Source organism: Streptomyces sp. NPDC088794 (assembly GCF_044750545.1).
GTDB lineage: Bacteria > Actinomycetota > Actinomycetes > Streptomycetales > Streptomycetaceae > Streptomyces.
The window spans coordinates 12493-24746 of sequence record NZ_JBIVKB010000004.1 but is presented as its reverse complement, the minus strand read 5'-3'; the positions used below and the strand labels follow the sequence as shown (position 1 = coordinate 24746).

The window sequence follows — 12254 nt, the reverse complement described above, 5'->3', positions numbered from 1 at the left end:
CGTCAAGAACTAGCCCTTCCGTGCCATGCGCGGTGTGTAGGCCGCTCCCTACTCTAGGAAGTCGGTGACGGCAGAGAAGAGGTGATGCACGTGGCTCCGGTCGGCGGTACGGCAGTTCAGGACCACGTGGCCCTCGCCGAGATCGAGCTGTGCGGAGACCTGATCATCGCGGCCTCGGCCGCGCGCGAGGACCGGCTCAGCATGGATTGCATCGACGAGGTGCTGAGAGTGGCCGAGGAACGCGAGGAGCCGGTCGGCCGGTGAGCGGGCCTCTTGGCGCACTCAGGTGCGCAGCAGGCGGCCGATGGCCTTCGTGGCCTCCTCGACCTTGGCGTCGATCTCGTCGCCGCCCTTGACGGCCGCGTCGGCGACGCAGTGCCGCAGGTGTTCCTCCAGGAGCTGCAGCGCGAAGGACTGCAGGGCCTTGGTGGAGGCGGACACCTGGGTGAGTATGTCGATGCAGTAGGTGTCCTCCTCGACCATGCGCTGCAGGCCGCGGATCTGGCCCTCGATCCGGCGCAGCCGCTTGAGGTGCTCGTCCTTCTGCTTGTGGTAGCCGTGCGTGACGTGCTCGTGGCCGCCGCTCTCGATGTCCTCGGAGGGGGCCGTGGTGCCGGCCTCTGTCGTCGTCATCGCGTCCTCCACGTCACGGGGCGATCACATACCCCTGCTGGGTATATGGTAACGAACTTTGCTGGGTATAGGGCCCTTGGTAAGCCCCCGTGCTGATCACCGGGCCCGATGGGCGACACTGATGGGCGGCCCATTAGCCGTGGCCGGATGATGCCCTTAGCATCAGCCTGACCGAAACCGATGCAATCCGAGGACCCCTTGTGCGCTTTCGTCTGACCCCCAGGGAGACGAGCTTCTACGACATGTTCGCCGCGTCCGCGGACAACATCGTCACGGGCTCGAAACTCCTGATGGAACTGCTCGGGGCGGACACCGCCGGCCGGGCCGAGATCGCAGAGCGCATGCGGGCAGCCGAACACGCAGGCGACGACGCCACGCACGCGATTTTCCACCAGCTCAACTCCTCCTTCATCACGCCCTTCGACCGCGAGGACATCTACAACCTCGCGTCCTGCCTCGACGACATCATGGACTTCATGGAGGAGGCCGTCGACCTCGTCGTCCTCTACAACGTGGAGGAGCTGCCCAAGGGTGTCGAGCAGCAGATCGAGGTGCTGGCGCGAGCGGCGGAACTGACCGCCGAGGCCATGCCGAACCTGCGCACGATGGACAACCTCACCGAGTACTGGATCGAGGTCAACCGCCTGGAGAACCAGGCCGACCAGATCCACAGAAAGCTTCTTGCACATCTCTTCAACGGCAAGTACGACGCCATCGAGGTGCTGAAGCTCAAGCAGATCGTGGACGTCCTGGAAGAGGCGGCCGACGCGTTCGAGCACGTGGCGAACACGGTGGAGACCATCGCCGTCAAGGAGTCCTGAGGCGTCGATGGACACCTTCGCTCTCATCGTGACCATCGCGGTCGCGCTCTTCTTCACGTACACCAACGGCTTCCACGACTCGGCGAACGCGATCGCGACGTCCGTGTCGACGCGGGCGCTGACCCCGCGGGCCGCGCTGGCCATGGCCGCCGTGATGAACCTCGCCGGCGCCTTCCTCGGCTCCGGTGTCGCCAAGACCGTCAGCGAGGGCCTGATCGAGACGCCCGAGGGCTCGAAGGGGATGGGCATCCTCTTCGCTGCGCTGGTCGGCGCCATCGTCTGGAACCTGGTCACCTGGTACTTCGGCCTGCCCTCCTCGTCCTCCCACGCGCTGTTCGGCGGCATGGTGGGCGCGGCCCTCGCGGGCGGCACCGACGTGATCTGGCACGGCGTGCTCGACAAGGTCGTCATCCCGATGTTCGTCTCGCCGGTCGTCGGCCTGGTGGCCGGCTACCTCGTCATGACGGCGATCATGTGGATGTTCCGGCGCTCCAACCCGCACAAGGCCAAGCGCGGTTTCCGGATCGCGCAGACGGTGTCCGCGGCCGGCATGGCGCTGGGCCACGGTCTGCAGGACGCGCAGAAGACCATGGGCATCGTGGTGATGGCACTGGTCATTTCCGGCCACGAGACGTACGGCGACCCGATCCCGGTCTGGGTGAAGATCGCCTGCGCCCTGATGCTGTCCCTCGGCACCTACGCGGGCGGCTGGCGCATCATGCGCACCCTGGGCCGGAAGATCATCGAGCTCGATCCCCCGCAGGGCTTCGCCGCCGAGACGACCGGCGCGGCGATCATGTTCACCACCGCGTACCTCTTCAAGGCCCCGGTCTCCACGACCCACGTCATCACCTCCGCCATCATGGGCGTCGGCGCCACCAAGCGCGTGAAGGCGGTGCGCTGGGGGGTCGCCAAGAACATCGTCCTGGGCTGGTTCATCACGATGCCGGCGGCGGCACTGGTCGCGGCGGGGTCGTTCGGACTCGTGAACCTGGCGTTCCTGTAGGCCGGTCGAACGCCGAGGGCATGGACCCTCGTGCTCTTCGGCATACGACGACGGGCCCGCCCCCGGGAGCCAGGGGCGGGCCCTTCATCGACCTCACGGTGGCACCGCCATGCAGCACCGCGAGGGGTCTTTCCGGCTCGGGTTCGGCTCAGCCGAAGCGGCCGGAGATGTAGTCCTCGGTCGCCTGGACCGACGGGTTGGAGAAGATCCGCTCCGTGTCGTCGATCTCGATCAGCTTGCCGGGCTGACCGACGGCGGCCAGGTTGAAGAAGGCCGTCCGGTCCGAGACACGCGCCGCCTGCTGCATGTTGTGCGTCACGATGACGATCGTGAAGCGTTCCTTCAGCTCACCGATCAGGTCCTCGATGGCGAGGGTGGAGATCGGGTCGAGGGCGGAGCAGGGCTCGTCCATCAGCAGCACCTTGGGCTCGACCGCGATCGCGCGGGCGATGCACAGACGCTGCTGCTGACCGCCGGAGAGACCGGAACCGGGCTTGTTCAGCCGGTCCTTGACCTCGTTCCAGAGGTTCGCGCCCTTGAGGGACTTCTCGACGATGTCGTTGAGCTCGTTCTTCTTGTACGAGCCGGACAGCTTCAGGCCGGCCGCGACGTTCTCGAACACGGACATCGTCGGGAAGGGGTTGGGCCGCTGGAAGACCATGCCGACCTCGCGCCGCACGGCCACCGGGTCGATCCCGGCGCCGTACAGGTTCTCGTCGTCGAGCATGACCTTGCCCTCGACCCGGCCGCCCGAGGTGACCTCGTGCATCCGGTTCAGGGTGCGCAGGAACGTGGACTTGCCGCAGCCGGACGGGCCGATGAAGGCCGTGACACTGCGGGGCTCGATGGCCATCGAGATGTCCTCGATGGCGCGGAAGGAGCCGTAGTAGGCACTGAGGCCGCTGACGTCGATTCGCTTGGCCATGGAAATCACTGCTTCTTTCGAGGGGAGTCTGGTCGCTGTGTGGCCCCACCCGGCGGAGCCGGAAATTGTCGCCTTAGCGACCGGACTTCGGGGCCTTCCAGCGGGCGACGCCGCGAGCCACGAGGTTGAGGATCATCACGAAGGCGATCAGCGTGAGCGACGCCGCCCAGGCCCGGTCGTACGCCGCATTGGCGCCCGCGCTGTTCGCGTACTGCTGATAGATGTACAGCGGCAGCGACTGTTGCGCACCCTCGAAGGGGTTGTTGTTGATGAACCGGTTGCCGAACACCAGCAGCAGCACCGGCGCCGTCTCACCCGCGATACGGGCGACCGCCAGCATGATGCCGGTGGTGATGCCGCCGATGGAGGTCGGCAGGACCACCTTCAGGATGGTGCGCCACTTCGGGATGCCGAGCGCGAGGGAGGCCTCGCGCAGCTCGTTCGGGACGAGCTTGAGCATCTCCTCGGTGGAGCGGACCACGACCGGCATCATCAGGATCGCCAGGGCCAGCGAACCGGCGAAGCCGAAGGGCTCCATGTCGAAGATCAGCATGATGCTGAGGATGAACAGGCCCGCGACGATCGAGGGGATACCGGTCATCACGTCGACGAAGAAGGTGATCGCCCGGGAGAGGTTGCCCCGGCCGTACTCCACCAGGTAGACGGCGGTGAGCACGCCGATCGGCGCCGCGATGACGGTGGCGAGACCGACCTGCTCCAGGCTGCCGATGATGGCGTGGTAGATACCGCCGCCGGGCTGGTTGTCGGTGACGATGCCCATCGAGTGGGTCAGGAAGAAGATGTCGAGGACCTTCGTGCCGCGCGCGACGGTCGTCCACACCAGGGAGATCAGCGGTACCAGGGCGATCAGGAAAGCGACCCAGACCAGCCCGGTCGCGATCCGGTCCTTGGCCTGCCGGCGTCCCTCGACCTGTGCGGAGATGCCGTACGTGCCGACGAGGAAGAGCAGACCGGCGATCAGGCCCCACTGGATCCTGCTGTCCAGGCCGAAGACCAGCCCGATGACGACGGCGAGGACCACGGAGCCGCCCGCGATCGCGAACGGCGACCACTTCGGCAGGATCGCGCCGCGCAACGTGCTGGGCGCACGGTCGGCGACGGGTGCTGGGTTGCTCATGCGTTGGCCCCCGAGTACTCCTTGCGGCGGGCGATGATCATGCGTGCCGCGCCGTTGACCAGCAGGGTGATGACGAACAGGACCAGACCGGAGGCGATGAGCGCGTCACGGCCGAACTCGTCCGCCTCGCCGAACTTGCTGGCGATGTTCTGGGCGAAGGTGCCGCCGCCCGGGTTGAGCAGGCTGCCGTGGATCAGGAAGTCCGGGGAGAGCACGGTCGCGACGGCCATCGTCTCGCCGAGCGCGCGGCCGAGGCCCAGCATCGAGGCGGAGATGACGCCGGAGCGGCCGAAGGGCAGCACGGACATCCGGATGACCTCCCAGCGCGTGGCGCCGAGGGCCAGGGCCGCTTCCTCGATCATCTGCGGGGACTGGCGGAAGACCTCGCGGCTCACGTTGGTGATGACCGGCAGGATCATGATCGCGAGCAGGATGCCGACGGTGAGCATCGAGCGCGGGGCGCCCTCGTCCCACGAGAAGAGGCCGGACCAGCTGAAGTAGTCGTTGAGCCAGCTGAACAGTCCCGTCATGTGCGGAACCAGGACCAGCGCGCCCCACAGGCCGTAGACGATGGACGGCACGGCGGCGAGCAGGTCGATCACGTAGGCGATCGGACCGCTCAGCCTGCGCGGGGCGTAGTGCGTGAGGAACAGCGCGATGGCCACGGCGATCGGGACCGCGAGGACCATGGCGATGATCGAGGAGACCACCGTGCCGTAGGCCAGGACCGCGATACCGAAGCTCGGCGGCTGGAGGCCGGTGTTCCACTCGAAGGTGGTGAAGAAGTTCGTGTGGTCCTTGCTGATCGCGAGGGAGGCGCGATAAGTGAGGAAGACCGCGATCGCGGCCATGATCACCAGCAGCAGGATGCCCGAGCCGCGGGAAAGACCGAGGAAGATCCGGTCTCCGGGTCGGGTGACGCCGCGGGCCGCAGCTTGCTGCTCGGTCTCCGTCGGCTGTGGGGCGGGGGGTGGGGCGTCGATGTTCTGTGTCGTTATGTCCATCGGGTTCTCCGGTCTGCGGAACCGCACGCGAGGCGCGGCTCTGCGAAGCCGTACGCGACCGTACGGCTCGTGGCGGCGGTGCACCGGACGGTGCGGTCCGGCCCCGGTTCAGGCCCGGGGCCGGACCGCACACTCAGATCAGCTCAGGCCCGAGATGGTGGTGCGGACCTTGGCGATGATGTCGTCGGGGATGGGGGCGTAGCCCAGGTTCGGGAGCACCGCCTGACCCTCCTCCGAGGCGATGTAGGTCAGGAACGCCTTCGTGCCGGGCAGGGTGTCGGCCTTGTTGCCCTTGTCGCAGACGATCTCGTAGGTGACGAGGGTGATCGGGTAGGCGCCGTCGGCCTTGGTGTTGTAGTTCAGCTGCAGCGACAGGTCGCTGCCCGTGCCGACGACCTTGGCGTCGGCGATGGCCTTGGTGGCGCTCTCGCTGCTCGCCGCGACCGGGGCGCTGGCGCCGGTGTCGATGCTGACGGCCTTCACACCGTCGGCGACGTAGGACAGCTCGAAGTAGCCGATGGCGCCGTTGGTCTGCTTGACCTGGGCGGCCACACCGGAGGACTGGGCGGCCGCCTGGCCACCCTTGGCCTGCCAGGCCTTACCGCCCTCGTACTTCCAGTTGTCGGGCGTCGCGGCCTTGAGGTACTTGGTGAAGTTGTCCGTGGTGCCGGACTCGTCCGAGCGGTGGAACGCCTGGATCTTCAGGTCGGGAAGCTTCGCGTCGGGGTTCAGCTTCTTGATCGCCGCGTCGTTCCACTTGGTGATCTTGCTGTCGAAGATCTTGGCGAGCGTCGGGGCGTCCAGGACCAGGTTGTCCACGCCGGACACGTTGTAGCCGATCGCGATCGGGCCGCCGACCATCGGGAGGTCGATGCCCTGGCCGCCGGAGCAGACCTTCTTGGAGGCGGTGACCTCTTCGGGCTTCAGCGCCGAGTCGGAACCGGCGAAGGCGAGCTGACCCTGGGTGAAGGAGGTGACACCCGCGCCGGAGCCGCCGGCCTTGTAGTTGATCTGCACGCCACAGGCCTTGGTGAACTGGGCGACCCAGGCGTCGATGGCGTTCTTCTGCGCCGACGAACCGTCGGAGAGCAGCTGGCCCTTCGCGTCGTCACACTTGATCGAGCCGGCGGCCGCAGTCGACGAGGCGCTGCTGCTGGAGCCGCTGTCACTGCCGGTGTCGTCGGAGCCGCACGCCGTGAGGACCAGGGCGCCGGAGGCGGCGAGTGCACCGAGGGCGACGGCCCGCCGATTCATGCGCTGAAGCTTCACTGAGGGAGTTCCTTCCAATGCTGCCGTCCTGAATCGGCGGCGTGCGAAGACTGGGTGATGCGGGCGCACATTCGAGGCGCGACCGTCATCGGTAAGGCCGAAATTAGGCAGATCAGGTGAAGGCGCCTATGGCCGTAAATGAACGCAAGGTGAACCCCTGCGGACGGTGTGGTTAGGTCACGGAATGCTCACGGGTTGGGCACACAGAGATTCCGGCGAGATCGTTACACAGCCCTACGCGCGTAGGGACTCCTGCCGTCCGTACGGAGTGTCGACCAAGTGGAACCCCTGGGACGGGTGGTTCGTCTCGTTCCACGGAGGCCGACAGGAGGCACACATGCAACGGCGTACGTTCATCGGAGGCGGCGCGGCCGCGGTGGCGGCGGTGGCCGCGACCGCGTGCAAGGGCGGCGTCACGGGTTCCGGCACGTCCGGCGACTCCTCGTCCGGTACGTCGGCCCGGGCCGCCGGCACCTCGGCCGCCCCGGCGAACTGGGCCGCCCTCGGCCGCGACCTCGACGGCACACTGGTCCGCCCCGGCGACGCCAAGTGGGCCACGGCCCGCCAGTTGTACAACACCCGCTTCGACGGACTGAAGCCCGCGGCGGTCGCCTACGTCGCCCACACCGACGACATCCGTACGACCCTGGCCTACGCCCGCGCCCACGGCGTGCAGGTCGCCATCCGCAACGGCGGCCACTCCTACGGCGGCTGGTCCTCGGGCAACGGCAAGCTGATCCTCGACGTCTCCAAGCTCGACTCGGCCCGGGTCAGCGGCGGCCAGGCCGTCGTCGGCGCCGGTTCCAAGCTGATCGACGTCTACCGCGCGCTCGCCGCGAAGGGCGTGACGATACCGGCGGGCTCCTGTCCCACGGTCGGCGTCTCCGGCCTGGTCCTCGGCGGCGGCCACGGAGTGGTCTCACGGGCGTACGGACTGACCTGCGACAGCCTCACGCAGGCGACCCTGATCACGGCGGACGGCAAGCAGCTGGTCGCGAACGCGAGCACCAACAAGGAGCTCTTCTGGGCCCTGCGCGGCGCGGGCAACGGCAACTTCGGCGTGGTGACCGAGCTGCACTTCAAGACCCACCCGGCGCCGCAGGCCGTCTCCGGCTATCTGACCTGGCCGTGGGAGAAGGCCGCCGCGGTGATCAGGGCCTGGCAGGAGTGGGGCCCGGACCAGCCGGACGAGATCTGGTCCGCGCTCCACCTGGAGAACTCGGGCGGCTCCCCGACGGTCTCCGTCTCGGCGTTCTCCCTGGGCGGCTACACCGAGCTCCAGAACGCCGTGGACCGTCTCGCCCAGCAGATCGGCGCCGACGCGAGCAGCGTCTCGCTGCGGCGGCGCGGTTACGAGGAGGCCATGGAGATCTACGCCGGCTGCTCCTCGTACTCCGCGCAGGCGCAGTGCCATCTGCCGGGCTCCACCCCGGGGCGCAACGCGCAGGGCGCGCTCGAGAGGGAGACGTACGTCGGGCGCTCCGACTTCTTCGACCGGTCGATCTCGGCGGCCGGCATCCAGACGCTGCTGTCGCAGATGGCGTCGGTGCGGGGCGGCGCGGGCAGCATCGCGTTCACCGCGCTGGGCGGGGCGGTCAACCGGGTGTCTCCGACGGCGACGGCGTTCGTGCACCGGCGGTCGCGGATGCTGGCGCAGTACATAGTGTCCTGGACCCCGGGCACGTCCGGCAGCACGGCACAGGCGTGGCTGTCGGGGGCGCACGACGCGATGAAACCGTATGCCTCCGGCGCGGCCTACCAGAACTACGCGGACGCGGCGCTCAAGGACTGGCGCAAGGCGTACTACGGATCCGCGGCCGGGCGGTTGGCCAAGGTGAAGAAGCAGTACGACCCGGACCACTTCTTCACGTATCCGCAGGCGCTCTAGGCACCGCCGGGCGGCCAGTTGTTCGTCTGCGGCTGCCGTCGTGGCTGGTCGCGCAGTTCCCCGCGCCCCTTGAAAGGCGCCTCAGGCCGCCAGGTCTCTGTCCTCCACGCCCGCTTCCGTGCGCGTGCCCGGGATCAACGCGTCCTGTTCGATGCGCGGGCGGCGCCTCGATCGGATGAGTCGGCCTGCCCGGGGGGCCCGCTCCACGGCCTGGGTCACCGGCGTGAGCAGGGCCATCGCCAACGGGGAGAGCAGGAGAGCCACGGCCGTGCCCAGGGCGAAGCCGCCGATGACGTCCGTCGGGTAGTGCACGCCCATGTAGACGCGGCAGAAGCCTTCGAGGAGGGCCAGGCCGATGCCGACGAGCCCGAACTTCCGGTGGGCCACGAAGAGGCCGACACCGATGGCCATCGTGATCGTGGCGTGGTCGCTGACGAAGGAGTAGTCGGTCTTGCCCGAGACGAGGACGTCGAGGCCCTCGTGGGTGCGGAAGGGCCGGGGGCGCTCCACGAAGCCCCGTATCGGGATGTTCACCAGGACGGCGAGGCCGGCGGCGAGCGGGGCCCAGATCAGGGCGGCAACGGAGGACGCGGCCTCCGTACCGCCGCGTCGGCGGACCGACCACCAGCAGGCCAGCACGAGCAGGACCATGGCGATCAGCAGGCCGTACTCACCGACGAACTCCATGCCCCGGTCGAACCAGTGCGGAGCGTCCTTGGCGAGGCCGTTGATGTCGTAGAGCAGGTCGACGTCGGGGTTCGACCCGGATTCGGCGAGTCCAGCCATCGTGCTGCGGCCCCTTCGTCGTCTGCTGCTTGCGGACGCACTCCTTCGTGCGCCGCGCCTACCCACCCCCGTGGATGTGGATGTAGTTCACGCCGTAGATCACTACGACAACAGGAACGCACGGTCCCGGTTAATACGTTCCACCCTCCACCGAATGATCACTCAGACGTTATCGAAGAGAGACACATCTCCCCAGCTCAGGGGGTGGGTTGACGCTCCGCTCACACCGTCGTGGGGAGTGCTTTCGCGCCATCTTCGGTGACCCGGGTGGCGCCGAAGTAGTCGGGGGTGTCGATCGGGTCGAACCGGATCACGGCCCCCGTCCGGGGCGCGTCGATCATGTACCCGCCGCCGACGTAGATCCCGACATGCCGGATCGCCCGGGAGTCGGTCAGGTCGTCCGAGAAGAAGACCAGATCGCCGGGGAGCAGCTCGTCGCGCGAGGGGTGCGGGCCCGCGTTGTACTGGTCGTTGGCGACTCGCGGCAGCGTGATCCCGACACTCTCGTACGCGGCCTTCGTCAGCCCCGAGCAGTCGAAACGCCCGCCCTGGGCGGCGGTGCCGTTGCCGCCCCACAGGTACGGCGTGCCGAGCTTCTTCTGCGCGTAGGAGATCGCCCCGGCCGCCTGCTCCGACGGATCGACCCGGCCCACGGGAGCCGCGAAGCTCTCCTCCAGGGTCGTGATCGTCTTGACGTAGTTCCGGGTCTCCGCGTACGGCGGCACACCCCCGTACTTGATCACCGCGTAGGAACCGGCGTTGTACGAGGCCAGCATGTTTTCAGTCAGATTCCCGGGTACGTCCTTCACGTACGACGCGAGTTGGCAGTCGTAGGAGGCGGCGGACGGAATGGCGTCCTCCGGATCCCACACATTGCGTACGCCGTCTCCGTTGCCGTCGATCCCGTGCGTGGCCCACGTCCCGGGGATGAACTGCGCTATCCCCTCGGCCGCCGCCGGGCTCTTGGCGTTCGGGTTGAACCCGCTCTCCTGGTACAGCTGCGCGGCGAGCAGCGCCGGGTTGATGGCCGGGCAGAGGTTGCCCCACTTCTGCACGAGGCCCTGGTACGCGGCCGGCACGGCGCCCTTGGCCAGTGCCTTGCCGCTGCCGCCCACGCCGTTGACGAGGTTCCCGGCGACGATGTAGACCCCGACGACGAGCAGGGTCACGAAGGACAGGCCAGTGCCGGCGGCGACGCCCGCCACGATCCATCCCTTACGCACCGTCAACCGCCCCTCGACACCCAGGAGTCCGCGCCCAGGTCAGTCTAGGGGCGGCACCCGTCTTCCGGGGTGATCAAGAGAAGCGGAAACCGGACAATACGTAGGCGTCGATCCAGGGGTCTCGGGGCGACCGTCAGGGATCCGTCGCCGCGTCCTCGTAGAGCTCCGCCGATTCCTTGCCCAGCGCCACGCTGTAGGAGATGTCGGCCGTGGCGCCGCCCTGTTCGTGTCCGCCGAGCACGCCGACGACCCGCCCGTCCCCGTTCACCCAGGGGCTGCCGCTGGTGCCGCCGGTGAAGTCGGGGCAGGCAATGCGCTGTTGGGTACGGCTGTGCGCGACCGGCTTGTTGGTGCAGCTGACCGGCACCTCGCGGGAGTTCGGATACCCGGTCACGGTCACCGCCGTGGCGCCCGTCGCCGTCCCCGCGGTGAACCGGTTCCCGCCGACCACGTCCTCGACGCCCCGCCCGCCCCGGTCGTCGAGCACGGCGAAGGCGACATCGCTGTCCTCGTCCTGCCCCTTGGCCCAGCCGTCGGGCAGGAACCGTCTGCGCACGGTCCACACCCCGTGCGGCGCCCGACCGTCCCTGTATCCCGGCACGAACACGAGGTTCCCGGTGTCGTCCAGGCAGTGCGCCGCGGTCACGATGACGTTGTGATGCGGGCTGCGCACGACGGAGGCGGTGCAGAAGTGGCCGCCGGCGAGGCGGCCGGCCCGGCCGGCGGCGAACAGCGCCCCGACCCGGGCGCTCTGCGTCGTGACGGCGGCGACCGCGGTCACGCCGAGCGGCCCGGGACCGTCGTCGGCGGCGGCCAGCGAGGCCGAGGTGACGGCCGGCACGAGCAGTGCGACCGCGACGAACACAGGGCGGGTGATGCGTGGGATGCGCTTCATCGGGGCCCACTCTGACCTACGAAGGTGAGAAACCGGTCCGCCCTTCTCACCGTAACCGGCCCCTCCCGACCTCGCCTGCGGGTCCTGTCCCGGCCTACCGGGAAGAGCGTCCCGGTAGGCCAGGAGCGGGTCCAGGTCAGCCGCCCGACGCCGAGGCGCCGCCCGCTCCCCCGGCCAGCAGCTTCGCCGCCAGCGCCCGCAGCTGCGCCCGCTCCCCCTCCGTCAGCGCCTCGGCCAGCTCGCCGATCGCCCGCTCGATCTCGGCACCGCCCTCCTCGGTCAGCTCCCGCCCGGCCGGCGTCAGGCTCACCAGCACCCCGCGCCCGTCGTGCGGCGACGGCACCCGGCTCACCAGCCCCCGCTTCTCGGCCCGGGAGACCAGTCCCGTCATCGAGGACTTGTCCAGGCCGAGATGCCGGGCGAGTTCGAGCATGCCCGGCCGCCGGTCGCGCAGGATCCCCAGCAGCCGGACCTGGACGACCGAGAGCTCGTGCGCGGCCGCGACCCGCGTCAGCACGCCCTGCACCAGGAACGACAGCTGGACCAGGGCGTCCACGGTGTTCAGGGACCGGTCCGGGGTGCTCGGCACCGCATCCGACGGGTGACCGGCGGTCATGGTCGTCTCCTTCGTTCATTTGGTACGTGGCACAAACCGCTTGACCTAGT

The 12254-nt window shown here is 68.6% G+C and carries 13 protein-coding genes; 4 read left to right on the top strand and 9 right to left on the bottom strand.

Going from position 1 to position 12254, the window contains the following annotated elements; translation table 11 throughout:
• Nucleotides 1–84: 84 nt before the first annotated feature.
• Nucleotides 85–264 (top strand): hypothetical protein, encoded by a 180-nt coding sequence (locus ACIP6U_RS12535; protein ID WP_123996602.1) that lies wholly within the window; start codon nucleotides 85–87, stop codon nucleotides 262–264.
• 18 nt (nucleotides 265–282) lie between these two features.
• On the opposite strand, the gene ACIP6U_RS12530 is transcribed toward ACIP6U_RS12535, so the two are convergent.
• Entirely contained in the window at nucleotides 283–633 is a 351-nt protein-coding gene (locus ACIP6U_RS12530; RefSeq protein ID WP_401715612.1) for a metal-sensitive transcriptional regulator, read from the bottom strand.
• A gap of 200 nt (nucleotides 634–833) precedes the next feature.
• Between ACIP6U_RS12530 and ACIP6U_RS12525 the strand changes: the two genes are divergently transcribed.
• Together ACIP6U_RS12525 and ACIP6U_RS12520 are read left to right on the top strand one after the other, a co-directional pair.
• Nucleotides 834–1454: a DUF47 domain-containing protein gene (locus tag ACIP6U_RS12525; RefSeq protein ID WP_048585568.1), complete on the top strand. Its 621-nt coding sequence runs from the start codon at nucleotides 834–836 to the stop codon at nucleotides 1452–1454.
• Nucleotides 1455–1461: 7 nt separating this feature from the next.
• Nucleotides 1462–2460: an anion permease gene (locus ACIP6U_RS12520; RefSeq protein ID WP_401715610.1), complete on the top strand. Its 999-nt coding sequence runs from the start codon at nucleotides 1462–1464 to the stop codon at nucleotides 2458–2460.
• Between the two features lie 148 nt (nucleotides 2461–2608).
• On the opposite strand, the gene pstB is transcribed toward ACIP6U_RS12520, so the two are convergent.
• From pstB to pstS, 4 genes are all read right to left on the bottom strand, one after another.
• Nucleotides 2609–3385, bottom strand: coding sequence for a phosphate ABC transporter ATP-binding protein PstB (gene pstB / locus ACIP6U_RS12515; RefSeq protein WP_401715608.1), 777 nt, complete (start codon nucleotides 3383–3385; stop codon nucleotides 2609–2611).
• A 73-nt stretch (nucleotides 3386–3458) separates the two neighbouring features.
• Nucleotides 3459–4523, bottom strand: coding sequence for a phosphate ABC transporter permease PstA (gene pstA, locus ACIP6U_RS12510; RefSeq protein ID WP_401715606.1), 1065 nt, complete (start codon nucleotides 4521–4523; stop codon nucleotides 3459–3461).
• Complete coding sequence (gene pstC, locus ACIP6U_RS12505; protein WP_401715604.1) at nucleotides 4520–5527, bottom strand: phosphate ABC transporter permease subunit PstC; 1008 nt, start codon at nucleotides 5525–5527, stop codon at nucleotides 4520–4522. Before pstC ends, pstA begins: the two co-directional genes overlap by 4 nt.
• 138 nt (nucleotides 5528–5665) lie before the next feature.
• Nucleotides 5666–6796, bottom strand: a complete 1131-nt coding sequence (pstS, locus tag ACIP6U_RS12500; protein WP_401715602.1) for a phosphate ABC transporter substrate-binding protein PstS — start codon at nucleotides 6794–6796, stop codon at nucleotides 5666–5668.
• A 337-nt stretch (nucleotides 6797–7133) separates the two neighbouring features.
• Here pstS and ACIP6U_RS12495 point away from each other — a divergent pair, with 337 nt between their 5' ends.
• The gene (locus tag ACIP6U_RS12495) at nucleotides 7134–8684 is read left to right on the top strand and encodes an FAD-binding oxidoreductase (RefSeq protein WP_401715600.1); all 1551 of its coding nucleotides are present in this window, start codon (nucleotides 7134–7136) and stop codon (nucleotides 8682–8684) included.
• 81 nt (nucleotides 8685–8765) lie between these two features.
• Here the strand turns inward: ACIP6U_RS12495 and ACIP6U_RS12490 are convergent, their stop codons facing one another.
• From ACIP6U_RS12490 to ACIP6U_RS12475, 4 genes are all read right to left on the bottom strand, one after another.
• The gene (locus ACIP6U_RS12490) at nucleotides 8766–9470 is read right to left on the bottom strand and encodes a phosphatase PAP2 family protein (protein WP_401715598.1); all 705 of its coding nucleotides are present in this window, start codon (nucleotides 9468–9470) and stop codon (nucleotides 8766–8768) included.
• 221 nt (nucleotides 9471–9691) lie between these two features.
• Nucleotides 9692–10699, bottom strand: coding sequence for an NlpC/P60 family protein (locus tag ACIP6U_RS12485; protein ID WP_401715596.1), 1008 nt, complete (start codon nucleotides 10697–10699; stop codon nucleotides 9692–9694).
• Between the two features lie 127 nt (nucleotides 10700–10826).
• Nucleotides 10827–11588: a trypsin-like serine peptidase gene (locus ACIP6U_RS12480; RefSeq protein WP_401715594.1), complete on the bottom strand. Its 762-nt coding sequence runs from the start codon at nucleotides 11586–11588 to the stop codon at nucleotides 10827–10829.
• Between the two features lie 136 nt (nucleotides 11589–11724).
• The gene (locus ACIP6U_RS12475; RefSeq protein ID WP_401715592.1) at nucleotides 11725–12204 is read right to left on the bottom strand and encodes a MarR family winged helix-turn-helix transcriptional regulator; all 480 of its coding nucleotides are present in this window, start codon (nucleotides 12202–12204) and stop codon (nucleotides 11725–11727) included.
• Between the last annotated feature and the right edge of the window lie 50 nt (nucleotides 12205–12254).